Source organism: Cellvibrio zantedeschiae, assembly GCF_014652535.1.
Taxonomy (GTDB): domain Bacteria; phylum Pseudomonadota; class Gammaproteobacteria; order Pseudomonadales; family Cellvibrionaceae; genus Cellvibrio; species Cellvibrio zantedeschiae.
This window is the reverse complement of record NZ_BMYZ01000003.1, coordinates 303,165-328,082: the sequence shown is the minus strand read 5'-3', so window position 1 is coordinate 328,082 and position 24,918 is coordinate 303,165. Positions and strand designations below refer to the sequence as shown.

At 44.4% G+C, this 24,918-nt stretch carries 28 protein-coding genes; 20 read left to right on the top strand and 8 right to left on the bottom strand.

Features of this window, described 5'->3' with window-relative positions; genetic code table 11:
- The first annotated feature begins 10 nt into the window (after window positions 1-10).
- The 12 genes from pepP (at window position 11) to IE104_RS15480 (ending at window position 9,566) form a co-directional block, all read left to right on the top strand.
- Complete coding sequence (gene pepP / locus IE104_RS15535) at window positions 11-1,321, top strand: Xaa-Pro aminopeptidase (protein ID WP_189420178.1); 1,311 nt, start codon at window positions 11-13, stop codon at window positions 1,319-1,321.
- 71 nt (window positions 1,322-1,392) lie between these two features.
- Entirely contained in the window at window positions 1,393-2,640 is a 1,248-nt protein-coding gene (gene ubiH / locus IE104_RS15530; RefSeq protein ID WP_189420177.1) for a 2-octaprenyl-6-methoxyphenyl hydroxylase, read from the top strand.
- Between the two features lie 20 nt (window positions 2,641-2,660).
- Window positions 2,661-2,954: a DUF3144 domain-containing protein gene (locus tag IE104_RS15525; RefSeq protein ID WP_189420176.1), complete on the top strand. Its 294-nt coding sequence runs from the start codon at window positions 2,661-2,663 to the stop codon at window positions 2,952-2,954.
- A 4-nt stretch (window positions 2,955-2,958) separates the two neighbouring features.
- Window positions 2,959-4,170 carry an FAD-dependent monooxygenase gene (locus IE104_RS15520; protein WP_189420175.1) on the top strand — a complete coding sequence of 404 codons (1,212 nt, stop codon included), beginning with the start codon at window positions 2,959-2,961 and terminating at the stop codon, window positions 4,168-4,170.
- A gap of 20 nt (window positions 4,171-4,190) precedes the next feature.
- Window positions 4,191-4,697 carry an MgtC/SapB family protein gene (locus IE104_RS15515; protein ID WP_189420174.1) on the top strand — a complete coding sequence of 169 codons (507 nt, stop codon included), beginning with the start codon at window positions 4,191-4,193 and terminating at the stop codon, window positions 4,695-4,697.
- Window positions 4,698-4,739: 42 nt separating this feature from the next.
- The gene (locus IE104_RS15510) at window positions 4,740-5,114 is read left to right on the top strand and encodes a DUF1774 domain-containing protein (RefSeq protein ID WP_189420173.1); all 375 of its coding nucleotides are present in this window, start codon (window positions 4,740-4,742) and stop codon (window positions 5,112-5,114) included.
- Between the two features lie 283 nt (window positions 5,115-5,397).
- Window positions 5,398-5,607: a cold-shock protein gene (locus tag IE104_RS15505; protein ID WP_189420171.1), complete on the top strand. Its 210-nt coding sequence runs from the start codon at window positions 5,398-5,400 to the stop codon at window positions 5,605-5,607.
- Window positions 5,608-5,775: 168 nt separating this feature from the next.
- The gene (locus IE104_RS15500; RefSeq protein ID WP_189420169.1) at window positions 5,776-6,096 is read left to right on the top strand and encodes a DUF3301 domain-containing protein; all 321 of its coding nucleotides are present in this window, start codon (window positions 5,776-5,778) and stop codon (window positions 6,094-6,096) included.
- Window positions 6,097-6,125: 29 nt separating this feature from the next.
- On the top strand, window positions 6,126-6,422 hold the full coding sequence (locus IE104_RS15495; protein ID WP_189420167.1) for a hypothetical protein: 297 nt from the start codon (window positions 6,126-6,128) through the stop codon (window positions 6,420-6,422).
- 12 nt (window positions 6,423-6,434) lie between these two features.
- Window positions 6,435-7,001 (top strand): NUDIX domain-containing protein, encoded by a 567-nt coding sequence (locus IE104_RS15490; protein ID WP_189420165.1) that lies wholly within the window; start codon window positions 6,435-6,437, stop codon window positions 6,999-7,001.
- A 6-nt stretch (window positions 7,002-7,007) separates the two neighbouring features.
- Entirely contained in the window at window positions 7,008-7,877 is an 870-nt protein-coding gene (locus tag IE104_RS15485; RefSeq protein ID WP_189420163.1) for an AraC family transcriptional regulator, read from the top strand.
- A gap of 120 nt (window positions 7,878-7,997) precedes the next feature.
- Window positions 7,998-9,566, top strand: coding sequence for a DUF6622 family protein (locus tag IE104_RS15480; protein ID WP_189420161.1), 1,569 nt, complete (start codon window positions 7,998-8,000; stop codon window positions 9,564-9,566).
- 54 nt (window positions 9,567-9,620) lie between these two features.
- Here the strand turns inward: IE104_RS15480 and IE104_RS15475 are convergent, their stop codons facing one another.
- From IE104_RS15475 to IE104_RS15455, 5 genes are all read right to left on the bottom strand, one after another.
- Window positions 9,621-10,247: an FMN-binding negative transcriptional regulator gene (locus IE104_RS15475; RefSeq protein WP_189420160.1), complete on the bottom strand. Its 627-nt coding sequence runs from the start codon at window positions 10,245-10,247 to the stop codon at window positions 9,621-9,623.
- 30 nt (window positions 10,248-10,277) lie between these two features.
- Entirely contained in the window at window positions 10,278-10,703 is a 426-nt protein-coding gene (locus tag IE104_RS15470; RefSeq protein ID WP_189420158.1) for a GNAT family N-acetyltransferase, read from the bottom strand.
- An 81-nt stretch (window positions 10,704-10,784) separates the two neighbouring features.
- The gene (locus tag IE104_RS15465; RefSeq protein WP_189420156.1) at window positions 10,785-11,114 is read right to left on the bottom strand and encodes a hypothetical protein; all 330 of its coding nucleotides are present in this window, start codon (window positions 11,112-11,114) and stop codon (window positions 10,785-10,787) included.
- 40 nt (window positions 11,115-11,154) lie between these two features.
- Window positions 11,155-11,769 carry a LysE family translocator gene (locus tag IE104_RS15460; protein WP_189420154.1) on the bottom strand — a complete coding sequence of 205 codons (615 nt, stop codon included), beginning with the start codon at window positions 11,767-11,769 and terminating at the stop codon, window positions 11,155-11,157.
- Between the two features lie 29 nt (window positions 11,770-11,798).
- Window positions 11,799-12,521 carry an acyltransferase gene (locus IE104_RS15455; protein ID WP_189420153.1) on the bottom strand — a complete coding sequence of 241 codons (723 nt, stop codon included), beginning with the start codon at window positions 12,519-12,521 and terminating at the stop codon, window positions 11,799-11,801.
- Between the two features lie 72 nt (window positions 12,522-12,593).
- Between IE104_RS15455 and IE104_RS15450 the strand changes: the two genes are divergently transcribed.
- The 4 genes from IE104_RS15450 (at window position 12,594) to IE104_RS15435 (ending at window position 15,448) form a co-directional block, all read left to right on the top strand.
- On the top strand, window positions 12,594-13,220 hold the full coding sequence (locus IE104_RS15450) for a class I SAM-dependent methyltransferase (RefSeq protein ID WP_189420151.1): 627 nt from the start codon (window positions 12,594-12,596) through the stop codon (window positions 13,218-13,220).
- A gap of 90 nt (window positions 13,221-13,310) precedes the next feature.
- Window positions 13,311-13,766 carry a hypothetical protein gene (locus IE104_RS15445; RefSeq protein WP_189420149.1) on the top strand — a complete coding sequence of 152 codons (456 nt, stop codon included), beginning with the start codon at window positions 13,311-13,313 and terminating at the stop codon, window positions 13,764-13,766.
- Window positions 13,763-15,139 (top strand): ATP-dependent RNA helicase DbpA, encoded by a 1,377-nt coding sequence (dbpA, locus tag IE104_RS15440; RefSeq protein WP_189420147.1) that lies wholly within the window; start codon window positions 13,763-13,765, stop codon window positions 15,137-15,139. Before IE104_RS15445 ends, dbpA begins: the two co-directional genes overlap by 4 nt.
- A gap of 27 nt (window positions 15,140-15,166) precedes the next feature.
- Window positions 15,167-15,448, top strand: a complete 282-nt coding sequence (locus IE104_RS15435) for a hypothetical protein (protein ID WP_189420146.1) — start codon at window positions 15,167-15,169, stop codon at window positions 15,446-15,448.
- On the opposite strand, the gene hslO is transcribed toward IE104_RS15435, so the two are convergent.
- Genes hslO through yrfG form a run of 3 tightly spaced genes read right to left on the bottom strand, consistent with a single transcriptional unit; the run spans window position 15,440 to window position 17,481 of the window.
- Window positions 15,440-16,345 carry an Hsp33 family molecular chaperone HslO gene (hslO, locus tag IE104_RS15430; RefSeq protein WP_189420144.1) on the bottom strand — a complete coding sequence of 302 codons (906 nt, stop codon included), beginning with the start codon at window positions 16,343-16,345 and terminating at the stop codon, window positions 15,440-15,442. The genes IE104_RS15435 and hslO overlap by 9 nt on opposite strands.
- Before the next feature lie 20 nt (window positions 16,346-16,365).
- On the bottom strand, window positions 16,366-16,779 hold the full coding sequence (locus IE104_RS15425) for an RNA-binding S4 domain-containing protein (RefSeq protein ID WP_189420142.1): 414 nt from the start codon (window positions 16,777-16,779) through the stop codon (window positions 16,366-16,368).
- A 36-nt stretch (window positions 16,780-16,815) separates the two neighbouring features.
- Window positions 16,816-17,481, bottom strand: a complete 666-nt coding sequence (gene yrfG, locus IE104_RS15420) for a GMP/IMP nucleotidase (RefSeq protein ID WP_189420140.1) — start codon at window positions 17,479-17,481, stop codon at window positions 16,816-16,818.
- A gap of 48 nt (window positions 17,482-17,529) precedes the next feature.
- Between yrfG and nudE the strand changes: the two genes are divergently transcribed.
- From nudE to IE104_RS15400, 4 genes are all read left to right on the top strand, one after another.
- Complete coding sequence (gene nudE, locus IE104_RS15415; RefSeq protein ID WP_189420138.1) at window positions 17,530-18,087, top strand: ADP compounds hydrolase NudE; 558 nt, start codon at window positions 17,530-17,532, stop codon at window positions 18,085-18,087.
- On the top strand, window positions 18,084-18,962 hold the full coding sequence (gene cysQ, locus IE104_RS15410) for a 3'(2'),5'-bisphosphate nucleotidase CysQ (RefSeq protein ID WP_229837990.1): 879 nt from the start codon (window positions 18,084-18,086) through the stop codon (window positions 18,960-18,962). Before nudE ends, cysQ begins: the two co-directional genes overlap by 4 nt.
- Before the next feature lie 236 nt (window positions 18,963-19,198).
- Entirely contained in the window at window positions 19,199-21,886 is a 2,688-nt protein-coding gene (locus IE104_RS15405; protein WP_229837988.1) for a PAS domain-containing hybrid sensor histidine kinase/response regulator, read from the top strand.
- A 35-nt stretch (window positions 21,887-21,921) separates the two neighbouring features.
- A complete protein-coding gene (locus IE104_RS15400) occupies window positions 21,922-24,807 on the top strand; it encodes a class I adenylate cyclase (RefSeq protein WP_189420136.1) in 2,886 nt (961 codons plus the stop codon).
- Window positions 24,808-24,918: the final 111 nt, after the last annotated feature.

The following is a 24,918-nucleotide window of genomic DNA, read 5'->3' as shown; positions in this document are numbered from 1 at the left end:
AGAGAATGTTATGAGAATCAGCAAACAGGAATTCGCGCGTCGTCGCAAAGCATTAATGGCAATGATGGAGCCGAACAGCATTGCAATTGTACCGGCAGCGCCGGAGCGCACACGCAGCCGCGATACTGAGCATCACTATCGCCAAGATAGCGATTTGTTTTATCTCTCCGGTTTTCCTGAACCACAAGCTGTGCTCGTATTAATTCCTGGCCGCGAACATGGCGAATATGTTTTGTTTGTGCGCGAGCGTAATCGCGAACGCGAAATTTGGGATGGCTATCGCGCAGGCCCCGATGGTGCATGCAGTGAATACGAAGCAGACGACGCATTTCCTATTGATGACATCGACGATATTTTGCCCGGCTTAATCGAAGGCCGCGAGCGTGTTTACTATGCAATGGGTAAAGACAGCGAGTTCGATAAGCAAGTCATGGATTGGGTAAATACAATTCGTGCAAAAGTTCGTTCAGGTGCAACACCACCGGGCGAATTTTTAGATCTCAGTCATTTCCTGAATGAATTGCGTTTATTCAAAAGCGCCGCTGAATTGCGCGTGATGAAAGAAGCGGGCGAAATTTCTGCACGTGCGCATGTGCGTGCAATGAAATTTTCCAAACCCGGTGTTATGGAATATCAGCTCGAAGCAGAAATCATGCACGAGTTCCAAATGGCCGGCGCACGTTTTCCGGCGTACAACACCATTGTCGGCGGCGGCAAAAACGGTTGTATCCTGCATTACATTGAAAACTCCGCGCCGCTAAAAAATGGCGATTTGGTATTAATTGATGCTGGATGCGAATTGGAATCTTACGCTGCCGATATCACTAGAACATTCCCCGTAAATGGAAAATTTTCACCCGAGCAAAAAGCGCTCTACGAAATTTGTTTGCAGGCACAATTAGAAGCCATCGCCGTTGCTAAACCAGGCAACCATTGGAATGATCCGCATGAAATGACAGTAAAAGTGATCACCGAAGGTTTGGTAAAAATTGGTTTACTCGAAGGCGATGTCAACGAATTAATTAAAACCGAAGCTTACAAAGAATTTTACATGCATCGCGCTGGTCACTGGTTAGGTATGGACGTGCACGACGTAGGCGATTACAAAGTCGGCGGCGAATGGCGCGTACTCGAGCCCGGAATGGTAATGACCGTAGAGCCAGGAATTTACGTAGCGCCCGACAATGAACGCGTTGCAAAAAAATGGCGTGGCATAGGTATTCGTATTGAAGATGACGTTGTGATTACCAAAGATGGCAACGAAGTTCTGACGAAAGATGTACCCAAGACTGTTGCAGAAATTGAAGCGCTAATGGCCTAAGCTAACTACCTTTTTCTCTCCTTATCAGGAGAGAGGCTAACTCCCGTCTGAATTGGGAGCGAGATGTTTGAATGAATGAATTAGGAAATTTTGATATCGCCATTATCGGCGGCGGCATGGTGGGCGCTAGCCTTGCGCTTTTGCTTGCGCAGCAAAAGCCGGACTGGAAAATTGTTTTGCTGGAGGCACAAAATTTTTCTGATTCAGATCAATCGCAATTCGAAAATAGTTTTGATGCCCGTTCCACTGCTATAGCCCAGGGCAGTGTAGAAATTTTGCAAGACCTTGGTGTATGGGAAAAGCTTTCACAAGAGGCGACCGCCATTTCACAAGTACATGTGAGTGACGCGGGACATTTTATGGGCGGTTTAATTGATGCCAGCGCTTATCAGCTGGACGCAGTAGGTTATGTAATTCCCAATGCGTGGATTGGCCGGGTATTGCTTGATCAATTGCGCACGCAAAAAAATATCCAATTCATTGCTCCCATTCGTGTTGAAAAGTTAAAACCACAACAGCAAGGCGCGCTCTTGCAAGTTCAAGCGCAGGGCGAAAGCTTTGAGCTAAATTGTAAACTTGCAGTAGTTGCCGATGGTGGTGATTCACCCTTGCGCAAATCTTTGGGAATTGATTCCCACATTAAAGATTACAATCAAACTGCACTTATCGCGAATGTTGCTTATAGTGAACCGCACAAAGGTGTGGCTTACGAGCGCTTTACCGCTCAAGGCCCCTTGGCGCTCTTACCCTTAGGCAACAAACTTACCGCAAAAGAATCTGCTTTGGTGCTGACGTTACCACGCGATCAGGCGAATGACATCGCGCGATTAAATGACGAAGATTTTTTGCAGCATTTGCAAACGCGTTTTGGCAATCGTTTGGGAAAGTTTTTGCGTGTCGGCAAGCGTCATAAGTACGAATTAAAACTGGTTACGGCCAGCGAGCAAATTCGTTCACATATTGTATTGGTTGGCAACGCTGCGCACTTTCTTCACCCTGTCGCTGGCCAGGGCTTTAATTTATCGCTGCGCGATTGCGTATGTTTGGTAGATGCTTTGGTTAACGGCGATGCTACAGACAAACACTTGGGCGAGTTGGGCACACTACAAGATTATTTACATCGCCAGGAATTAGACCAAACTCTTACAATAGAATTTAGCGACAAGCTTGTTCGTTTATTTTCCAGTTCATCTTTACCTTTAATCGCATTGCGTCATTTAGGGTTTGTGGGGCTGGATTTAATGCCCGCTGCAAAAATTCGTTTTGCGAACCAGACAATGGGAATCGCGGGCGAAAAATATTTATCTCGAATTAAATAAAGCTCGAATAGGAAAAAATAATGGCTGAAGATACCGATGAGAAATTCTATAACCGTGCTGATGCACACATAAACCTGGCCAATGAGCAATTAGCAGAGGCGGCACGCGGTAAAGTGAGTGGTTCACTCATGTTTGCAGCTGCGCGTTACAATGCATGGATAAGTGCGACTGATTTGCAATCCAGCAAAGAATTACAAAATCGTCGTGACGGTTTGGTGGAATTCTTTTTAAACCAATATAAATCTATGTTGGAACACAATCTGGACAACTATATTGCCAATTACGACGATTACGTGAACTCGAAAAAATCCTGACCCTATGACAACCCTTACCGCACAGTATGATCTGATTATTGTTGGCGCTGGCCTGGTGGGGGCGAGTCTTGCTTGTGCTATTGCCCAACAAGAAAACGCGAGCACTTTGCAAATCGCATTGATTGAAGCATCTAACGAAGCACAGGATTTCGCAGGCGAAAATTTCGATCCGCGCGTGGTGGCACTTACGCAAGCATCGCAAAATTTATTAAATAACCTGGGTGTGTGGGAGGATGTTGTTCAAGCGCGTGCTTGTGCTTACAGCGATATGCATGTGTGGGATGGCGAAGGCACGGCTGCTATTCATTTCAATTGCGCAGATGTAAGGGCAAATCATCTTGGCCACATTGTTGAGAATTCCGTTGTGTTAAATGCATTGCGAAAAAAAATATCGCAGCACCAACAAATTAGGGTAATTCAACCGGCACGCGTGGCAGGTTTAAAAAATGGCAGCGGCGTTGAAGTTCAGTTAGGTGATGGTTCGGTTCTTGTTGCAAAATTAATTATAGCTGCCGATGGCGCGCAATCTAAAGTGCGCGAATTAACTGAATTTGAAACGCGCGAGTGGGATTATGGCCACAAAGCAATTATTACTACGGTGCAAACTGAATTGCCGAACCAGGCAACGGCGTGGCAGCGTTTTATGCGCACAGGTCCGCTTGCATTTCTGCCTTTACCAAGCATTAACGATAAACATTTTTGTTCAATTGTTTGGTCGGCAGAAACTGAATTGGCCGAAGAATTAATGCAATTAAACGATGCTGAATTTTCCAAGCGTTTGGGTGTTGCCTTTGAACATAAGCTCGGAAAAATTTTACATACAGCGGAGCGTCACGCAATTCCTTTGCGGCAGCGCCACGCGAAAACTTATATTCAACCCCACATTGTTTTAGTGGGTGATGCCGCGCACAACATACATCCCTTGGCAGGCCAAGGCGTGAATTTAGGTTTGCTTGATGTTGCTGCACTCGCGCAAGAAATTGAGCGCGCGCTATTGCGCAAAATTCCGCTTAATGATTTTTCAATATTGCGCCGATACCAGCGCCAAAGGTTGGCCAGCAATTTGGTGATGATGAGTGCAATGGAAGCTTTCAAGCGTTTGTTTGGTAGCAATTCACTAATGCTTACCTGGTTACGAAATACTGGCATGCGCCAACTGGATTCCATCACTGAACTGAAAAAAATTATTGTCAAAGCGGCAATGGGGATTCATTAATTTAAAGTGCAGGTTTTACAATGACATTTGCAGAAATTATTTCTATTGAGCCTTTTGAATGGCGCGCGGTGCTGACCTCACTCGCTTGCGGTGGCATCATTGGTCTTGAACGGCAGTTGCGTGGAAAGCCCGTTGGTATTCGCACCTCGGCATTAATTGTGTTGGGTACTTATATTTTTATTGCCGCTTCTATGCTGGTGTCGGCATCCAACGCAGCGACTGATCCCTCGCGCATCATCGGCCAGGTAATTACGGGCATAGGCTTTTTGGGTGCGGGGGTGATGCTTGCGCGTGATGGTATGGTGTGGGGTGTCACTTCAGCGGCAACCATTTGGTCGCTCGCCTCCATAGGTGTTTGCATTGCGATTGGCTACGATTTGATTGCTATCAAACTCTCGCTCGTTGTGGTTTTTGTGCTGGTCGGTGTGGATACCATGGAAGATTATTCCCAAGCATTGACCCGTGGTGTACACAAAAAATATCAGGATTGGTTTGAAAAACCCCGTAGCGAAGATAAGCCGCAATAATTTTGGTGTAAAAAAGTAACACTTAATTTAGGTCACAAACAAATGTCAAAAACTTACCAGGTCGCAAAGTTTTTAAATTGGGTTCTATTGTTATTGCTGGTCTTGTCGGTGGCCGGGTTTTTATCATTTAAAAATATTTATGGATTATTTTTGGCGTCTGTTACCGCATTAATCGCTTTTGGAGTCTATAAAAATAATGCTTTGGGTTATTTTTCAGCGGCCGCATGGGGTTTAGCGGCTTATCAGCTAGCTAAACAGGGTTATGAGTTTCAGGACATTAAGCGTTACGTAATGATGGCCGGCTTTATTGTTATACCCGTTGCACTCTTTTTGCACGAAATTCTGGCAAAGAAAAAAGATAAAAATGCGCAAAAAAGTGTCAAAAATGAAACAGATAGCCGCAATATGCCGCAGTAAATTGTGTGTTCCTTACACATCTTTGTGAAATTTGGCGATATTCCTTAAATTAGCTCATAACTGCTTGAACTCACCTTTCACAAGTGCTTTAATTTTGAACTGCTGCAGATTGAGATTCGCCCGAAGATCCGCTTTTGTAAGACAACCGCTTGCACAAGACACTTGGACGTACCACGACCTGAGCAATAGCTTTATTAACAAGCTATTTCACTCTGGCTTTTAGTAAAGTCGGTTTTTTTGTTCGGTCAGCTTCGCTGACGTTTTATAGTAAGACGAGGAAAGTATGTCAGATTTAGTCTCTGGTGTTGTTAAGTGGTTCAACGACGATAAAGGCTACGGTTTTATCGAGCGTGAAGGCGGTGCAGACGTATTTGTTCACTTCCGTGCAATTAACGGCAGCGGTCGTAAAACCTTGAAAGAAGGTCAAAAAGTGACTTTCGAAGTGACCGCAGGTCAAAAAGGTCCGCAAGCGGAAAACGTAACTCCTCTGTAATAAGAAGAGTTCCGCAACAAAGGGCGATTGAGCAATCAATCGCCCTTTGTTGTTTTCAGATTAGTCATTTCTGAAATCGTTAGTGTTAAACAGTCTTTCTGGTTGTACTTGAAGTCCTGCACTAATCCCCCAACTCTATATTTCCCATAAGGCCAATAAGTCACGTCCATGTATTTTGATATTAGTTCTATCCTCTGGCTCACTGCGTTTGCAACGGTTGTGTTTTATTGGATCCACGCAATGCGTACCAAAGAAATTGCGGTTAAAGCTGCGGAAAAACATTGCGAGTTCATGCAGGTACAATTTCTTGATCAAACGGTATTCCTGAAGAAGCTTAGTTTTAAACGCAATGCTGGCGGGCATTTAGGATTTATGCGTGAATACTATTTTGAGTTTACGGTGAGCGGGGAAGATCGCTATTTCGGTCGCGTGTTTATGCTAGGCAACCGCATTGAAAGCGTAAATCTTGATCCTCATCGCATTCACTAAATCGCATTCATTAATTGGTTGAGCATCCAATGGAATTCCTTAATAAAGTTATTTTCGTTTCCAAAAAGCTAATCATGGAAGACGGAAAAGTCTATTTCGATAATTATTTTGTCACTGTGAAAGCTATTAATGATGAGGCTTTAGTTGTAGTAAAGCCCAATGGCGAAGAAGAAAATTTGCCAAAAGGGGAAGACTTTTATGACGAGGCTGATGAAGGCTTGTACGAGCTGGATGACGGTACTAGCTATGAAGATCCGGATTATATTGGCGAGTTCCTCATTTTTGAAAACGATGTCGCCTACGAAAAGTTTAAAGACGAACACTAATTGAGCTGGAAGATGACTGAGCAAAAATATCCGATTGAAAAAATAGGCGGCTGGAAAACTAAAAACTCTAAAGTCGCCTATGAAAATCCCTGGCTAAAAATATCGCATGAAGAAGTCATCACACCTAAAGGTACCGATGGGATTTATGGGGTGGTGCATTTTAAAAACACCGCTATAGGTATTGTTCCTATTGATGATGAAGGAAATACCTGGCTGGTAAAACAAAGCCGGTACACGCTCAATCAATATACCTGGGAAATTCCAGAGGGTGGCTGCCCACATGGGGAAGAGCCATTAGATGCCGCGAAGCGTGAATTGGAAGAAGAAGTTGGTTTGCAGGCGCGCGAATGGCAACAATTAATGACTATGCATTTATCCAATTCAGTAACGGATGAATTTTGTGTGGTTTTCCTCGCGCGCGGTTTGTTTGCGGGCAAACAAGAATTGGAATCTACGGAAGATATTGAATATAAAAAATTACCGCTTATCGAAGCCATTGAAATGGTAAAGCGTGGTGACATTACCGATGGTATTTCAGTCGCTGCTTTGCTGCGTGTAGCGCTGATGCTCAAAGAATAAATCCGTATGACGAGCAATCAAAAAAATCTTTATGAAGCATTTGCCAATCATATCAGTGAATATGTTCAAGCCAATCTTGATAAAGAAATTGTCATTGATGATTTATCGAATAGAGTGGGCGTTTCCAAGTATCATTTAAACCGTTTGTTTCAAGCCACCACAGGTTTTCAGCTGGGTGAATTTATCCAGCGTCGCCGACTGCAACATGCTTATTCGCTGCTGGCGTCGGGTGAATCGTCTGTGATAGACGCAAGCCTGGCCGCGGGCTACGAATCCCACTCGGCATTTTCGCGCGCATTTTTCAAAGCTTTTGGTTGCAAGCCCAATGAAGTAAAGCTGGGAACTGAATGTGAATGGAAAACACCTAATACGCTAAAAAATGTTTCCAGACGCGACCTCGAATTGCAACCAGACATTGTGGATCTACCCGCGCGAACCTGTTTTGGTCTTTATGGCAGAGGATTCAGAGACAACAGCTTTAAAAGCTTGGGTGAAAGTTTGTTTGCTGAATTGGGGCAGCGTTTTCAAAGGATAAATTACACAGATTATTTTTCGTCAGCGGTAGGTGTCGCATTGGAAAGCCCCTGGCAAGGCGATCAAACAGCCAGCCGATTTTTTGCAGGTGTTTTGCGCGCAGACTTACCTGCGAACCTCGGATTGGATGAATATTTCTGGGCTGAGGGAAAGTGGGCGAGGTTTCGGTACAAAGGATCTTACAGTCTCATGTGGCAAACCATATCGCGCATCTATGCTGGCTGGGTCATACCGGAAGCTATCAGCTTGAAAGATGACGCAATTGTGCAGGTCTATTTAAATAACCCGAAAAATACGCCTGAATCTGAATTGCTGACGGAAATCTATTTTCCCCTGCTTTAATCTCACTTGTCCTAATGAATTTATCAAATCGCACTTTCTGCACAGTAGTGCTGATCATCCTTTATTAAACTAATATCCAGTGACTAACAAAGACCAAAATTTCGCCTTTTGGAGATCTTAATGAATTACCTGGTTCGTGCCTTACTGCTTATAGCATCGTGTGCTGCCCTTTCCCTAGCGGTGCATGCTGATAATACTTCGGTCCCTGTTGCCAAACATGTGGTTGATCTCGGTGAATTACCTTCGGGACGCCCGGCAAAAATTACGCTTTGGTTTCCCGAAGGAAAGTGTGCCTCCAATCAACCGCATTGTTTGGCCGAATCAGCAATTACCGACAGAACTCTCGTATTTAGTCACGGCGCTATGGGTGCCGCGGATAATTATAATTGGCTTGGCGAAGCTATGGCCGCAGCTGGTTACATTGTGGTTGGTATTAACCATTACGGTGAATCCTGGCTTTATGGTCAGGACACGCAAGATGTGCGCGCTACGGCAATGGTTTGGCAACGGCCTACGGATATTTCCGATATTTATACCGCCTTGTCGAATCGCGAGTTGTTTCAAAAATCTGTTAACTGGTCAAATATAATCGCGCTTGGTCATTCATCGGGCGGACAAACAGTCGCCATGCTTGCAGGTGTTCAATACGATTTATTAAACATGATGGATTTTTGCAAAACCCCTGCAGCAGCACAGGATCACTCCTGTGATTATGGAATTCGCAACTCACCAGCTCCGGGTGAATCTTTCCTGAAAAAATTTGGCGGCAACTATGCTGATAGTCGCGTCAAAAAAATCATCTTGCTTGATGCAACACTTGGCTATGGAGCAAGCCCTCAAAGCTTGGCAAATGTAAAACTTCCAGTGTTGGTTGTAGGTGCACAACACAATGATTTCCTGCCATGGGAAAATCACGGTGCGCGCTACATCAAGGGATTTCTGAATGCAAAATCGTTTCTGCTAAGTGGACAGGAAGGGCATTTTACTTTTCTCGATTCGTGCAATAACGACATACGAGTCATGGGCGTTTCATTATGTCAGGATCGCGCTGGGGTTGACCGGGTTGCAACACACGCGTCACTCATACCCATCATCCGCGAATTTGTAGCAGAAGATAATATAGTGATTGATGCATCCCAAAAATTTGTTGAGCGCGAAAGAACTGTAATAAAAATGGAAGCAATAACACAGGTTTTGATGTACACACCGCGATGGGTATTTGGACTCTTGGCAGGGTTGGTGATTTTGGGTTTAACACAAGTGCGCACACGCAAAATTCCAGTTCAGGTAGCCTTTATTATGCCTGTCGCCATGATGTTAATGTCGTTGATAGGTACTTTGATGGATTTGGGTTTTAATGGCGTAGTGATTTTGTGTTGGTTGTTGGGAGCAAGTTCCGCTACTCTGATATTTACTAAACTTCTTAGCAACAATTCCGCGAGTTATGATCAGGTTACGCGTAAATTACTGTTGCAAGGCAGCTGGATTCCGCTGTGTGTTATTTTAACGATTTTTTGCGTACGTTATGCGTTGGGAATGGCGCTGGGTATGAAATTAGACATAGTGCAAAAATTCTATTTCGCACCCGGATTCAGTTTAATTTTAGGTTCATTAAGCGGCTATTTTATCGCACAGGGTGTTCGCTATTTAAATCTTGTACGCAGTCGGGATTTAGTGGCGGCTGTTTAACGTGTCTCTGCTTCAAGTTAAAAAATAATCTTGAAGCAGATGCTTCACACTATCTCACTTTGGCTCAAACTGCTTAATCAGTTGAGCCATTTTTGTCTTGCCAATGTTTTCCAGCGCCGCAATAACAGATGCGCGATCCTGCGCCGGGCGATTTTGGCTGAGTTTCCATTTTCCCTTTAGCTCTTTAATTTCAATTTCAAAGCCAATAATCGCCTTGGATAAACGCGCTATAAATTCATCTGGCGCATCACTTACTTTCCACGGATGCGCAAATGATTTTTCATGGTGATCGCTTAACGCGTTTAAATGCGTGAGAAGCCAATCGGTTTCCTGAATGAAACGAATCGAGCCGCGCACATGCACCGCAATAAAATCCCAAGTGGGTACTACCTTGCCATTCTCCGGTTTGGTGGCATACCAACCGGGCGAAATATAAGCGTTCTCGCCTTGGAAAATAGCCAATACATCTTTGGCGCAGTTGTGCTTTTCCCATAGAGCATTTGGGCGTGGAATATGGCCAGTTAAATAATCTTTTCCGTCGCGCGTTTCCAGCAACATGGGAAAATGATTAACCTCGGGAAAACCATCTGCATCAGTGATCAAGGTAGCGAAAGGATAATCGACCATCAGTTCATGAAGGACGGTCTTTTCGGTTATTTCATAAAGCGATTGCGTAAACATAATTAATTCCCTGTAAAAAAGCTGCTTATTCTAAAGCTCTAGCGACATGTGGTGCGACGTTAATTTCATTTTTTTACGCAGGTATAGACGATGCGCGTCGTGTCGCGCGTAACCTGTATCAAGGTGCACAGCTTTGCATCCCTGTTCCCTGGCGTAATTGATAACCCAATCCATCAACATATCGGCGTAACCCTTACTACGCGCGCTAGATAAAGTAGCTAAATCATCTATATAAACAATTTTCCCCCAGGCTAAAAATTCACCCATACGAAAACCTGCAACACTTTTTACCGAATCGTTTTCGCGCAACAATAAGAGCTGGTAACCCTGTGCTTGTTGACGTCTAATTTGCGGTAAAAAAAGTTCTGGTTCCAAATGTGGACGCAGCTCTTTAAAAACCGAGAAACTGCCTTCAATTTCTTTATCTGTTTGAGCGATTAATAAGGATATAGTCATGGCTTTTATTCAAAGTTTGTATCAAGTCGTATTGCTTGCAGAAATTAATCGTGAAAACTTTATTATGAATACCCTTGGCAATTAGGCATCGGTTTTGACAAATTCAAATGTGGGCTTAGTTTCATTGCTAACCTGTACGCTAAATCCGCAGTCGGTGGAATAGATGCCGTTTATTGGCTTACAACTATAATGTAAAACCCACTTTCCTGGTGTAGTGCCGTACCGGGCGTAGTAGTTAAAAACAATTAAGGACAGCTGATACTTTTCTATATCAATTGCCCGCTCTTTTATTAGATAGGCCTGTGTTTGCTCAAGAACAGCTTCTGGTTTAAGCACGGGTTTAAATATTTCCAGTGCCACTGAAGCATTACACCAACTAAATAGAAATAAAATGAAAAAATATTTTTTCATCGACTGTCTCCAATAAATAAGCTTTGGCAAATAATAATATTTAGGTTTTTGTCGCTATCAACACACCACTTCCTAAGATAACACTGCCAGCAGTGATATTAAGTGTTGTATTTGTTTTAGCATTTTTAAATATTGTGCTGGCTTTACTAGCGGTATAGGCATAAGCAGCCATTACCGAGCCTACGGCCAAGGTTGCCAGTAATAATAATTTACCAATCTCAACAGGCGTAACTTGTTGCACATTCACAAACGCAGGAAAGAAGCTTGCATAAAAAAGAATAGCTTTGGGATTGCTCAGCGTTGTAACCAAGCCGGCCGTAAAGTTGGCAAAAAATGATAATTCATGTACGGGTTTAACTTCCATGGTATCAGGCTTGGCTAAAAGCAATTTTAACCCTAACCAAATAAGGTAAGCTGCGCCGGCATATTTTATAAAGGTAAATAAACCGCCCATAGTCGTTGCTAAAGCAGACAAGCCGTAAAGTGAAAGCAGTATAAAAACATAATCACCGAACACAATACCAAAAACCGTTATCAGGCCATGGGCGAACCCTGACGCAATAGAACGGGCTACTACGGTGAATACACCGGGGCCAGGAATTGCCGCTAGAATAACTAAAGCAACAAATAGCGAAAGCATAGTAGCTAAAGACATAATATTTCCTTTTAAAGGTGGAGCAAAAGCTAGTCATTTTTACGCGGTGCAATCAAATACCGCAACCAATTCCAAATAGAGTTTTTGCCAAGCACGTAGCGATCCAATTGATCTTGATTATAAAAATAATGCTCGGCATCTTTAAATAATAGTTCGCGCTTTAACATTCGCCGATTCGGATTAATTGATTTAATAATCCGCGCCGGATTGCCAGCAGCAATTGAGTTTGGCGGAATATCTTTAGTCACTACTGAGCCTGCGCCTACCACGGAATTCTCTCCAATAGTTACGCCTTTATTAACAATAACACTTTCGCCGAGCCAAACATTATTTTCAAGTATGACCGGTTTAGTACACCGGAAGGGACGAATGCGGTTGTAAATCCCGTGCCAGTCACTATCGCTGATGTAGACGTTAGCTGCAATCATACAATTGTCACCAATGCGAATGGATTGCGCTGCTGAAATTCTTACGCCTGGCGAAATCAGGCAATAATTTCCAATAGATATTTCGCCTGAATATTGCTTGCCCGGCCAAGTGGTTAAACGAATACAATTATCGGGTGCTGCAATGATTTGGGCGTAATTGCCGATATGAATATTGTGCCCAAAAATCACGAGATGGCGCGGATGCCCTATATCCAAACCAGCGCCCACACTATCGAATTGTGGTGCAATAAAGCGTTTTACATAAAAACGGTTTATTGCAGTGCAAATACGTTTAACGAAATAGGGTGTGTTATTACGGCGCATGAAAGGATTCGCAACAAGTCTGTTATGTGTAAGTCTGGTAGAATAGCGGCTTCATTATGCTTGAGACTCGCCATGCTGCCAAATTCTGTAGATCTGCCGCTGGATATCAATTCAGTGAAAGGCTTTTTAGATGATGATGAAGCAAAAGCACTTTATCAGCATGCAATTGCGGCCGCGCAGCGAGGGCCAATTTTGGAGGTAGGCAGTTATTGCGGAAAATCCACGGTCTATTTAGGCGCGGCGTGCAAGCAACACAATAGTGTTTTATTTGCAGTGGATCATCATCGTGGTAGCGAAGAACATCAATTGGGTGAGGAATATCACGATCCAGATTTATATGATGTACGCTTCAAAAAAATGGATAGCTTTCCAGAATTCCGCCACACACTTGCACGTGCAAATTTGGAAGAAGTAGTCGTACCGATTGTTGCGCCTTCTGTACTGGCTGCGCGTTTTTGGTCGACTCCATTGGCTATGGTTTTTATTGATGGTGGCCACAGTATGGAGGCTGCGTTAAATGATTATCGCTGTTGGTCTGGGCATGTAATGCGCGGTGGCTTGTTGGTAATTCACGATGTATTTCCCAATCCCGCAGACGGTGGCAGGCCACCTTATGAAATTTGGAAGCTTGCGCAAGAGTCAGGTTTGTTTGAAGCATTGCCACTGGTAAAAAGTTTAGGCGTTTTAAAACGCCTTTGATTTTCGCTTTTAGGTTTTTGAATTTAAATTCCACTTATGGCTTCGCCGAGCACTGGAAGAAAATTGCCGTCAAACAAACAGGAAGTTTGTTTGAGTGACTACGCGGCATGGATGCCGCGTCGGAACGACGGCTATTTTCTGAAGCGTGGAGGAGAAACGAAGCCATGGGGTGCATTTTCTTTTGGTTCCTTTTCTTTGGGCAAGCAAAGAAAAGGAACTCGCCAAGAGGCGAAAAACTTAGTATCCGGATTGTTAAATGTTTTTAAATTTATTATGTATGTCTGCAGCAGGCCTCACTTTTCTTTCATGAAAGCCATCCATAGCTTTCACCCTAGCGGGCAGCTTCGCTGTGCAAAATTACTTTCCTGTAATTTTGTGCTCACGCCAAAGAAAAGTAACCAAAAGAAAAGATACCCTGCGCCTTCCTGTTTGTTTGACGGCTATTTTCTTCCAGTGCTCGGAGAAGCCACAAGGGATCGCTTCGGTGCCAAATTCGAAGTTTTCGTTTTTTTATTTAGAAAATTATTTATATTGAGTTATTTATGACAGCAACAAACTTTTCATCTCTTTTTCTTTCCGCCGAAATGCTTAGCAATTTGGAATCCCTCGGCTATAACGAGATGACACCTATTCAAGCGCAAAGCTTGCCGATTATTTTGCAGGGCCAAGATATTATCGCCAAAGCAAAAACCGGTAGCGGAAAAACAGCGGCATTTGGAATTGGTTTGCTCGCACAGCTCGATGTAAAAAAATTTGCAATTCAATCTTTAGTCTTGTGCCCAACTCGTGAGCTTGCAGATCAAGTGGCGAAAGAAATTCGCCGTATCGCACGTGCTACTCATAACGTAAAAGTGCTCACCCTGTGTGGAGGTGTTTCTATTGGCCCGCAGTTGGGTTCGCTTGAACATGGCGCGCATATTATTGTGGGAACTCCGGGACGCATTGTTGATCATATTGAAAAAGGTTCGCTTAAACTCGAAAATGTAAAACAGCTTGTGCTTGACGAGGCTGACCGCATGTTGGACATGGGGTTTGCAGATGCATTAAAGGTGGTTCTCGACGCTTGCCCGAGCGAGCGCCAGACATTGCTCTTCTCAGCTACCTACCCGGATGAAATAAAAAAAATCAGTGCGCATTGCCAAAAAAATCCGCAAGAAATTCATGTTGAATCTGTTCATAGCGATGCCCATATTGAACAGCATTTTTATGAGCTGCGTGAGGGCGATCAGAAAGATGTTGCAGTGCAAAAATTATTGGCGCACTTCAAGCCGCAATCTTCAATTGTATTCTGCAACACTAAAATTCAATGTCAGGAAGTGTGTGATCTTTTGCGCGCGCAGCGAATCAATGCACTGGCATTACACGGTGATCTTGAACAAAAAGAGCGTGATCAGGTATTGGTGCGTTTTGCGAATAGAAGTTGTTCAGTGTTAATTGCAACTGATGTAGCTGCGCGCGGTATTGATGTTAAGGGTTTGGATGCGGTGATTAACGTTGAGCTTGCACACGATAGTGAAGTGCATGTGCATCGAATTGGTCGTACGGGCCGCGCGGGTGAAAATGGTTTGGCATTAAGTTTAATTGCACCAAAGGAACTGGGTCGGTTAAATCGACTGGAAGATTATTTGCAAAAACCAATTACGCTGGAAAATTTGCCAGAGAATGATGGAAATATTGGGATAATGCCGGAGATGGTGACCCTGCATATTGATGGCGGCAAAAAAGATAAGGTGCGCCCTGGCGATATTATTGGTGCTTTAACCAAAGAGGCTGGTTTGGAATTTGAAAAAATTGGCAAAATAGATATTTTTGAATTTTCGGCTTATGTGGCTGTGCATCAATCAATTGCAAAGCAGGCATTGCAGCATTTGCAGGATGGAAAAATTAAAGGCCGTAAGTTTCGCGCGCGTAAATTGTAATAAATGATTGCAGCGGAGATGAGATCTATGAAAAATCCTAGATGTTTGATGGTTATTATTGTTGGTGTGATCAGCTTGGTCTGTTCAGTTTCGCTATTCGCGAGCACATCTTCTTCAGTTACGTCCAGTTCCGCAAAATCCAGCCGAAGCAATAGCGGCATCTCACAGGGCACGGCAATTACTAATGAAGCTGAATATGCGGAATTTGTGCGTAAGAGAGAAGGAAGCAGTCAGCGCAGCTCGACTAAATCGGTGCGCGCCTCCAGCAGTTCATCTACTTCCTCCGCGCATAATTTGCACTCAGTGTAAAACACTGCCACCCAGCAATTTGCGTACATCTTCGGGACTGAAGTGATAATGTTGATTGCAGAATTGACAGTCGATGTTGATGCTGCCTTTTTCAATGAGCAATTCTTCCACTTCACTTTTACCCAAGGCTAGCAATGCGCTTTCGCTGCGTTCACGCGAACAGCTACAGGCGAATTTTACCTGGGTTGGGTCAAACACTCGGACGGGTTGTTCGTGGAATAAACGATAAAGGATTTGCTCGTGGTCTAGTTGTAACAATTCTTCCGGCGTAATCGTATCTGCAAGCGTCTCAATGGTTTCCCAGTGATCTTTATTTTCTTCAGCATTGGTTTTTAATTGATTGGGCAAGGATTGAATTAAAAATCCGCTGGCGTGTTGGCTATCGGCTGCAAACCAAAAACGTGTGGCTAGTTGTTCTGATTGTTGAAAATAATCTTCCAAACAGCCCGCCAATGTTTCGCGTTCAAGCGGAACAATACCTTGGTAGCGTTCCAGTTTTCCACCGAAGTTCTCAGCGCGCTTGGGTTCAATAGTGATCACTAAAACACCATTGCCTAACAAGTCTTGCATGCTGCCATTTTGTGCTAGTTGTTCATTCAGTTCTGCGTCTTCTTTTAAACGAACTATGCCGCGAATATTATTGTGGTGATTGCATTCGGCCATGATGGTGGAAATGGCACCATCACCGCGCGCTTGAAGAATAATCATGCCGTCAAATTTTAATGTAGATGACATAAGACTGATGGCTGCCAAAAATTCGCCCAAAAGTTTTTGAATAGCAGGCGGATATTCGTTGTGCGAAAGAATTTCGCGATAGCTTTCACCCAAGGTGACGAGCTCACCGCGAATGTCGCAGTCGTCAAAAATAAAACGGTTTAATAAATCATTGCTGGGCATAGTGTAAGTCTTTTAAAAAATTAATCTTCTGGAAATAAATTGATGCGTTGGAATCTGTGAATATGGCGGCGCTCACGTTTGTCGGGCTTGTGATCGCTAGCGATAAAACTTCCCATTCCAGCTTTGCGTTCGGCGGCGCGTTTTTCGCGCAGGGCTTTGCTCTCTTCGGTTTCCTCGTATAACAAAACTGCTTCTGGTGAGCCTCGTCTTTGGTCAGAGAGCATTTTTACGACGACAACTTTTTCATCCAAATCCTGACGGATGCTTAGAGTGATTCCCACGCTAATTTCTTTTGCTGCTTTTACGCGTTGGCCATCGCAATGAACCTTGCCACCTTCAATTGCTTGCTTGGCGAGGTTGCGGGTTTTAAAAAAACGTGCCGCCCAAAGCCATTTGTCGAGGCGAACTTTTGAATCCAAATAGGGTTTAAACATGAGTGTGTCAGCAAAAAATGTTTCAATAATTGTCGGCTAAGCGGGCGGCATAATCTCATCAAAATGATGAATGGCAGGAAAAGCGTCCATAGTGCGCGCTTTTTGACTGTCGGGCTGATGAATGCCAATCAAGTGCCGAATGCCGAAGGTTTGTGCTGATTGTAAGATGCGGGCGGTATCATCAATAAACAAGGTGCGCTCGGGATCAAAATGTTCACGGGCCTGTAATGCGTGCCAAAACTCTTGCGCTTCTTTAGGTTGGTTGAATTCATGGGACGAGATAATGATATCCAAATCTTTATCAATTTCAGTGACTTCGAGTTTTAACGACAGGCTTTGCGGATGGGCATTGGTGACCAACAAACATTTTTTGTGATGCTTGCGCAGGCGTGACAAAAATTCTTTAACATGCGGACGAATCTGGATTTTATGTTTGATTTCCACTTTAAGGCTGCGAATGTCTACATCCATTTGGCGCGACCAGAATTCCAGGCAATACCATTGCAAAGTGCCTTCATATTGTTTGATATTTTCAGTCAAACGTTGTGTAGCTGTGGCAAAATCCACCTTGTGAATTTCAGCGTAGCGTTTGGGCAAATGTTCCAACCAAAAGAAGTTGTCGAAATGGAGGTCCAGTAGGGTGCCATCCATATCCAAAAGCACCGTGTCTATCTGGTCCCAATCAACGAGCTGTGCGGCCATAGAAATTGTCATGAATAAATAGGATTCGTCATCAGTAAAGAGGGCAGTATGCCGACAAAACCCGAGATATTAAAGCGCGAAACTGTGATGCGCAGTCGCCTGTTTCGCGCCGATCAAGTGCATTTGCGCTTTAGTAATGGCGAAGAGCGCCACTATGAAAAGTTGGTGGGCGGCGGCAGCGGCGCGGTTTTGATTGTTCCTGTGCTGGACGACAATACGTTTCTTCTGGTTAAAGAGTATGCCGTTGGTTTAGAGGACTATCACCTCGCTTGCCCTAAGGGCGCAATCGATCAGGGTGAAAATATATTAGACGCCGCCAATCGCGAATTAAAAGAAGAAGTAGGCTATGGCGCGCGCAAGCTGACCTTTTTGAAGAAGGTGCATCTGTCGCCTTCGTACATGGAGCATGGCATTAATATCGTGATTGCCCAGGATTTATACCCTGAGCGCTTGCAAGGTGATGAACCTGAGCCCATAGAAGTACACCAGCTCCCCGTTGCTGACTTAGCGGACTTTTGTTTGCGTGCCGACGTTTGCGAAGGGCGAAGTATCGCTGCCCTGTTTTTGGTGCGTGAATGGCTCGCTAAGCCAGAGAATCTTTTATGACCATGGAATTAACGTCAACTTTGTCCCTGGATCATACTTTTACATCCCGGTTAATCGACATTACGCGCGCTGCGGGCGCTGCGATTCTTGCGATATATAACGCACCTGAAACTGCCAATATCCAAACCAAAAATGATGACTCGCCGCTAACCGCAGCAGATTTGGCGGCTCATCAACTTATCGTTCGTGAGCTTCCCGGGTTGCTTGATGTTCCTGTCATTTCTGAAGAATCTGCTTTGCCCTCCTTGGCCGAACGCCAAGCGTGGTCTACCTATTGGCTGGTTGATCCATTAGATGGCACCAAGGAATTTATCGCTCGCAATGGGCAATTCACCGTCAACATCGCCCTGATTGTGAACACTGTGCCCTTATTGGGAGTTGTCCATGTTCCGGTTACCGATGAAACCTATCTTGGCGTTGATAAATCTCTTGCCGAAGATGAACTGACCCGTGCAGAAAAATATGTAAATGGTATTTTTGCAAGCGAGATAAAAACACAATCCGTTGGAAAAAAACTCGCGGAAAATCGGCCTTTAAATGTACTTATGAGCTTGCGCCATGGCTCCCGCGAGCAAACGGAACTTGTGGCCAGGTTGCAATCGCGCTGGCCAGTACCTTTGAATCCGTTAAATGTAGGCAGCTCGCTTAAATTCTGCTGGATCGCAGAAGGGCGCGCCGATTTTTACCCGCGGCTTGGCCCCACTTCTGAATGGGATACTGCGGCTGCACAGGCGGTGCTCACCGCAGCAGGTGGCATGGTTGTGGAAGCAAATGGTTTTAGGCCCTTGCGCTGCAATACCCGCGAAACTGTTCTTAATCCCTTTTTTCTCGCCATGGGTGACGCCAGTTTTGATTGGCAATCCCTATTGGTCTGAGCTTCATAATTGTCTGTCGCTTAAAATTTCATATTTGATGGGAATTTTTTGTCCCTCTTCTGGTAAACATACCGATCTGAACTAGCCTTTAAAATTGGACGGCGTGTTTTTTCAAAAAGGCCAAGTTAATTCTTGGACGTCGTTCAGGGCAGGGGATCAGCGACGCCGCTGAGGGACTTCCCGGGAAATTAGGCCATTGTCAGCCACGCTGCCAAAATCTTTTAGCCATAGAAATTATGACTGACGGGCGCGACCAAGATTCTCAGAACAAGGAAGCGCTGGAGCAACGTATCCAGCAGCTTGAAGGTGAGGTGAAACGCCTCGAGGAACGCCTGCGCCATTCAAAAGCCAATACCATTGGCACCCGTTCGCCAGAAGGCGGTTTGATCAAAAATTCCTGGCTCATTCCCTTCGGCCAATATCTTCTTATCGAATCCGATAAAGCCAATATCAACGATGCGCTGAAGAAGCTTGGGCAATTGTTTGAAGTGGTTGATTGCAGCCTGTGGCGTATGACGGCAGTTCCGCAGACACCTAGTACAATCACAACGTCCGCCTGGCATTGTCTGGGGCGATGGCAACCCAAAGCGACTCCCAAGTTACAAGAAGCGGATTGGCTTACCGGCATTTGGCAGCGCGATTCGCAAGTGGCAGAGAGTTTAAATAAAGGCAAACCGGTCGCTTTATTGGCTGCTGATCCTGAGCTCGCGGCGGCCACTGCACCTTTGCGTAAAGCGAATGTGTTTAGCTCGCTGCTGGTGCCAGTGTTGCGCTACAACTTGCTCGAAGGCTTTGTAGTATTGCACCGCGACAACCCGCGCGGTTGGTACACGCGCGATCTTGATCGGTTGATGTTTATTGCAACAGCACTTTTCAACTTATACGACCGACAAACACTACTCACTAAATTGAGCGACCGCGACACGCGTTTTAATTACGCCATTGAAGCGAGTAACGATGGTTTGTGGGATTGGAATATTCTCTCCGGCAAAATTTATTTCAGTCGCAGTTATTTGCGCATGCTGGGTTACTACTATGAAGATTTGCCCGGCAATTTAACGACCTTACAAGATTATTTTTTATATAGCGAAGATGCCGAAAAAGTAATGAACCGCCTCTATGCCGCCATAGAGGAAGGTGAAACCTATGTAGATTTGCAATTTCGCATGCAGCATCAAAACGGCAAAGTCATTTGGGTGCATTCCAAAATGAAATTTTGCGAACATGATGTGTCTGGAAAACCGACTCGCTGCGTGGGAATCAATAACAACATTAACGACTTTATTCTCGCACGCGAAGATCTGCTTGCTGCAAAAACCCAGGCGGATATGGCTAACAAAACCAAAAGCGAATTTCTTGCGCGCATGAGCCATGAAATACGCACACCTATGAATGCCATTATTGGTTTGGGCTATTTGCTCAAAGATACGCAATTGGATGAGCAGCAAAAAAGTTATCTGGGTAGTTTAAATTCCGCGTCAGATTCGCTGCTGCATATCATTAATGAGGTTCTGGATTTTTCCAAAATTGATAGTGGAAAAATCATCCTTGAGCACTCGCATTTTGATCTGGACCAGCTTTTCGAAAAAATCTCGCGCCTGTTTGAAATTAGCAGTAGCAACAAAACTATTCGCATTATTTACGATATTAAAGCTGATGTGCCGCGCTTTTTACGTGGCGACGCTGCGCGTTTAAGTCAAATTATCGACCAGCTAATCACCAATGCCCAGCAATTTTCAGACACTACAGAAGTCATCGTCGGTGTAAAACTTTGCGAAGCCAATGTTAAATTTGTGGAGCTTGAATTTAGCGTTACTGATTTAGGCTCTGGCATGAGTGTGGATCGTTTGGCGCGGATCAACGAGAGCTTGAAAAACCACATTACCATAAGCGATTCAGGAAATCTGCGTTTTGGTTTGGGCATTTGCGATCATCTGGTGCACTTGATGAATGGCAAGATGAGTATTCAAAGTTCACCCGGTAAAGGTTGTAAAGTCACTTTCAATGCGCGCTTTGATCACAGCCATTTGGGCTCGCGTCTTTTGGGAAAACATTCGCGCGAATTAAAAAATATCCGCGCGTTGATTGTGGATGATAATTTTATTGCCCGCACCGTTATGGCAAGTACTGCAAAAAGTATAGGCTTATCAGTAGAAAATGTAGAAAACGCCGAGCAGGCGCTAGCGAAAATCACGGCGGCCAGCGCAGCGAATAATCCATTTCACTTTGTGCTTATGGATTACCGCATGCCGACTATGGATGGTATTGAAGCTGCTGCCGCGATTAAACAAATTGCAGATTTAACTTTTGTTCCCCACGTTATTTTGGTGTCTGCCTACCATCGCGATGAAATATCCAGCGCTGATAATTGTACGCTCAATGTGGACGAATTTTTGAGCAAGCCTGTGAGCGAAGCGCGCTTGCTGGAGACTATCAGCAATATCGTTAGCAGCGATGTGCATTTGCAATCCATTAGCTCCATCAACAACGAAACCTCCGAGCAAGACGCCTTTTTGCAACACAAACATGTGCTGGTGGCAGAGGATAATCTCGTCAACCAACAAGTTGTACGTGGCGTATTGAAAAAGAAATTTATGCAAGTCACCGTGGTAAACAATGGGCTTGAAGCTATAGAAGCAGTTAGTAAAAATGGTGATGCATTTGATTTGATTTTAATGGATTTGGAAATGCCCGAAATGGACGGTATAGTTGCGACGCAAAAAATTCGCAGCGGCGAATGCTCAAATAAAATTCCTATTATTGCTTTGACCGCACAAGCTATGCGCGGTGATCGCGAGCGCTGCATTGCAGCGGGCATGAATGCTTATTTATCTAAACCTATTAATCCCGAGCTACTTTACAAAACCATCGCTGAGCAGCTTAAAGCGCAATCGCTGGAAAGTGGCCGTGAAAGTTCACATTAATTATTCCTTGTTGACCCTTCAATTTGCGCCCAACTATGACCAATGACAATCAAATCGATTTTGAGGGAATAGATCGCAAGCAGTTAAGTAAAATAAAGCAGCATTTTATTCAGCTGAACCAAACGCGCTACCAGCGCACGCTTGGTGCGCTCTCAGAGCGCCAGCAACAATTTTTAATCCTCTTGCCCTTATTGTTTCACGTAAACCACCCGATGTTACCCGGATATATCAGTCACCTTACGCCATCGGGTGTGCAGGCATACACACCGAGTAAGGATGATATTCGTGTCGCAAAAAGTGTGGCGCGCAGCTTTAATTATCAGCGTGATTTGGTTGATAAAAAAGATGCAATTGAAGCGCTGTTTGTCATGGGTAGTTTGGGCACGATTGCCCATGCCGACAATAGTGATATTGATGTGTGGGTGTGCCACGCTAAAGATATTCCTAAAGCGGCGCTTGCAGAACTGCAGGAAAAATGCGAAGCCCTCACGCGCTGGGCAGAATCTATTCATATAGAAACGCATTTCTTTTTAATGGAATCAGAAAAATTCCGGCAGGGCCAGCAAGCTTTATTAAGCAGCGAATCCAGCGGGACGGCGCAGCATTTTTTATTGCTTGATGAATTCTATCGCACCGCCGTGTGGCTCGCGGGTAGATTGCCACTCTGGTGGTTTGTGCCTGCTGCACAGGAAAAAAATTATACAGGCTACACCAAAAATTTATTGGAAAAGCGCTTTCTACGTGCAAATGAATATATTGATTTCGGAGGAATTCCTGAAATTCCTCCGAACGAATTTATAGGCGCGGGAATTTGGCAACTCTACAAAGGTATAGATTCTCCGTATAAATCTGTGTTGAAACTCCTGCTGTTAGAAGCATATGCGAATGATCAATTTAATGAACCTTTATCGCTAAGGCTCAAGCGAAAAATTTATGCCGATCTGGATAACAACCAATCCTTGAATGCAGATGAGTTGGATGCTTATGTTTTGGTTTACCAACGCTTGGAAGAATATTTACTCGCGCAAAATCAACCTACGCGTTTGGAATTGGTACGCCGCTGTTTTTATTTTAAATCGGGTAAGCACTTGTCGCGTACTAGCCGTAATGTGGCTAAAGCCTGGCAGCGATTACTGTTAGAAAAAATGGTAAAAAATTGGGAGTGGGCACAGCACCAACTCACTATGCTGGATAACCGCGCCTATTGGAAATCGCCCCATGTTTTGGCGGAGCGAAATTTATTAGCTAATGAGCTGAGCCAGGGATATCGCCTCTTGGTGGATATGAATAAAAATAATCCCGGCGAGGCAGCAATCAGTAGTAATGAATTATTAATTCTCGGCCGAAAATTGCACGCAGCGTTTGAACGTAAGGCGGGAAAAATTGATTGGATCAACCCCAACATTTCGCAAGACTTAAGTGAACCCGCTTTGTGTTTTGTGCAAACGCAAGAGGCCAATACCAGTGTGTGGCAAGCATACCGGGGCAGCCAGCAAGATTTTACTTTGCGCAGCCAGGCATCTGAGCCAATCAAACGCTCGCGTAACTTTATGGAGTTGCTTTTGTGGTGTTATGGCAATGGCATATTTTCGGCGGGAACCAAACTCGATATAGCCGCAAAAGATTTTTCCCTGCAATCTTTCCAGCGTCAGCAATTGCTTCAGGTTATCCAGCAATGGTTACCCTTGCCGTTAAAAAAAGTAGAACATGAAAGCTTTATGCAAAACGCACAACCCACGCACATTTTATTGGCGTTTAACGTAGGCGTAGAGCCACAAGCGGATTTGCATAAAAAAGGTATGCAAATGTTAAGTAGCCAGCGCGATGCTTTTGGCTACAGCGGCATGAAAGAAAATCTGGTTATCAGTGTTGATATTGTCCAACGCAATTCCTGGGGCGAAATAGTGTGTCGGCATTTTGATTCCGATGCACTGGTCAATTGCCTTTTACATTATTTGCGTGCTATTCCACCGGGCAAACATTCTGCTCTACCCAGTTTAACCGTGCGTTGCTTTAGCCTTGGGCAAGGCGCAACAATTGAGCAGCGTGTGCTGGATTTGTGGCGCGCCATTATCACGTGTTTTTATTCCGGTTCGCGCGCGCGCAATACACGCTTTATTTTTGAAATGGCGGACGAATATTTTCTGTTGCAGTTTGTGCAACATCACGCGCAGATATTGCGTTTTGCAACATACGAAAAATTGTTAGAGAAGTTGGCGCTACCACAAATGGAATTTAGCCCATTGATGGTGGATGCCTACGCCTTGCGCGACAAACCCTTGCGTTTGTTTTGTGAAATGGTGAAAACACCAGCCATTTATTTGTTTTACCAAATTGAAAACCAGCAAGCGCAAATTACGATTGTTGATCAAAAGGGCGCATTTTTTAGTAAAACCTTAGCGCTCTTTAATGTGCAAGCTTTGCTGCGCCCTTTGTGCCGGTTTATTCGCACTGCTGTTGAGCGCCAAGCCCTGGATTATGAGCATCACCAGGATCACTTAATGGACGTAGAAGATTTGCAAGCGATTAAAATTTTTGAATTGGTTGGCGATCCAAAACAAAAAAATTCGTGGTTGGAACCGCGCAACGTCGCGCAGGATTTAACGCAAGTGCAATTTATCAATGTGTGCGCAGTAGCCGAGCCCCATGAAACTGAAGGCTTGAGTTTTACGCTCTATTGCGATGGCAAGGAATTTTCGGCGCTGCAATTTGGCGATGAATTATTCACTGAGGTTGCCAAGTATATTGTTGCGGGCCGCAAACATGGTGAGACCTATCCCTGCTACATCACCGACCTGGACTTGTCACTCTGCCGCGACATTATTGCGCCGCAAACCGGTGTGCAATTGATTCACTATCTGCATATTAAAAATGACATAGAGCTGAAATTGAACGAAGCCTTGTTGCAAACTTATGGTTAACCTTTACTAAACTGCTTGTCCTTACTGCCCTCTTAATGAATTATAAGCACCCCTTTCAGCCATAGAATACGGCTGGATAAATTTAACTTGCAATAACTAGACGACTGGTCT

Coding starts and splice junctions, on each gene's coding strand:
- pepP (WP_189420178.1), top strand. CDS start 11: ATGAGAATCAGCAAACAGGAATTCGCGCGTCGTCGCAAAGCATTAATG.
- ubiH (WP_189420177.1), top strand. CDS start 1,393: ATGAATGAATTAGGAAATTTTGATATCGCCATTATCGGCGGCGGCATG.
- IE104_RS15525 (WP_189420176.1), top strand. CDS start 2,661: ATGGCTGAAGATACCGATGAGAAATTCTATAACCGTGCTGATGCACAC.
- IE104_RS15520 (WP_189420175.1), top strand. CDS start 2,959: ATGACAACCCTTACCGCACAGTATGATCTGATTATTGTTGGCGCTGGC.
- IE104_RS15515 (WP_189420174.1), top strand. CDS start 4,191: ATGACATTTGCAGAAATTATTTCTATTGAGCCTTTTGAATGGCGCGCG.
- IE104_RS15510 (WP_189420173.1), top strand. CDS start 4,740: ATGTCAAAAACTTACCAGGTCGCAAAGTTTTTAAATTGGGTTCTATTG.
- IE104_RS15505 (WP_189420171.1), top strand. CDS start 5,398: ATGTCAGATTTAGTCTCTGGTGTTGTTAAGTGGTTCAACGACGATAAA.
- IE104_RS15500 (WP_189420169.1), top strand. CDS start 5,776: ATGTATTTTGATATTAGTTCTATCCTCTGGCTCACTGCGTTTGCAACG.
- IE104_RS15495 (WP_189420167.1), top strand. CDS start 6,126: ATGGAATTCCTTAATAAAGTTATTTTCGTTTCCAAAAAGCTAATCATG.
- IE104_RS15490 (WP_189420165.1), top strand. CDS start 6,435: ATGACTGAGCAAAAATATCCGATTGAAAAAATAGGCGGCTGGAAAACT.
- IE104_RS15485 (WP_189420163.1), top strand. CDS start 7,008: ATGACGAGCAATCAAAAAAATCTTTATGAAGCATTTGCCAATCATATC.
- IE104_RS15480 (WP_189420161.1), top strand. CDS start 7,998: ATGAATTACCTGGTTCGTGCCTTACTGCTTATAGCATCGTGTGCTGCC.
- IE104_RS15475 (WP_189420160.1), bottom strand. CDS start 10,247: ATGTTTACGCAATCGCTTTATGAAATAACCGAAAAGACCGTCCTTCAT.
- IE104_RS15470 (WP_189420158.1), bottom strand. CDS start 10,703: ATGACTATATCCTTATTAATCGCTCAAACAGATAAAGAAATTGAAGGC.
- IE104_RS15465 (WP_189420156.1), bottom strand. CDS start 11,114: ATGAAAAAATATTTTTTCATTTTATTTCTATTTAGTTGGTGTAATGCT.
- IE104_RS15460 (WP_189420154.1), bottom strand. CDS start 11,769: ATGTCTTTAGCTACTATGCTTTCGCTATTTGTTGCTTTAGTTATTCTA.
- IE104_RS15455 (WP_189420153.1), bottom strand. CDS start 12,521: ATGCGCCGTAATAACACACCCTATTTCGTTAAACGTATTTGCACTGCA.
- IE104_RS15450 (WP_189420151.1), top strand. CDS start 12,594: ATGCTGCCAAATTCTGTAGATCTGCCGCTGGATATCAATTCAGTGAAA.
- dbpA (WP_189420147.1), top strand. CDS start 13,763: ATGACAGCAACAAACTTTTCATCTCTTTTTCTTTCCGCCGAAATGCTT.
- IE104_RS15435 (WP_189420146.1), top strand. CDS start 15,167: ATGAAAAATCCTAGATGTTTGATGGTTATTATTGTTGGTGTGATCAGC.
- hslO (WP_189420144.1), bottom strand. CDS start 16,345: ATGCCCAGCAATGATTTATTAAACCGTTTTATTTTTGACGACTGCGAC.
- IE104_RS15425 (WP_189420142.1), bottom strand. CDS start 16,779: ATGTTTAAACCCTATTTGGATTCAAAAGTTCGCCTCGACAAATGGCTT.
- yrfG (WP_189420140.1), bottom strand. CDS start 17,481: ATGGCCGCACAGCTCGTTGATTGGGACCAGATAGACACGGTGCTTTTG.
- nudE (WP_189420138.1), top strand. CDS start 17,530: ATGCCGACAAAACCCGAGATATTAAAGCGCGAAACTGTGATGCGCAGT.
- cysQ (WP_229837990.1), top strand. CDS start 18,084: ATGACCATGGAATTAACGTCAACTTTGTCCCTGGATCATACTTTTACA.
- IE104_RS15405 (WP_229837988.1), top strand. CDS start 19,199: ATGACTGACGGGCGCGACCAAGATTCTCAGAACAAGGAAGCGCTGGAG.
- IE104_RS15400 (WP_189420136.1), top strand. CDS start 21,922: ATGACCAATGACAATCAAATCGATTTTGAGGGAATAGATCGCAAGCAG.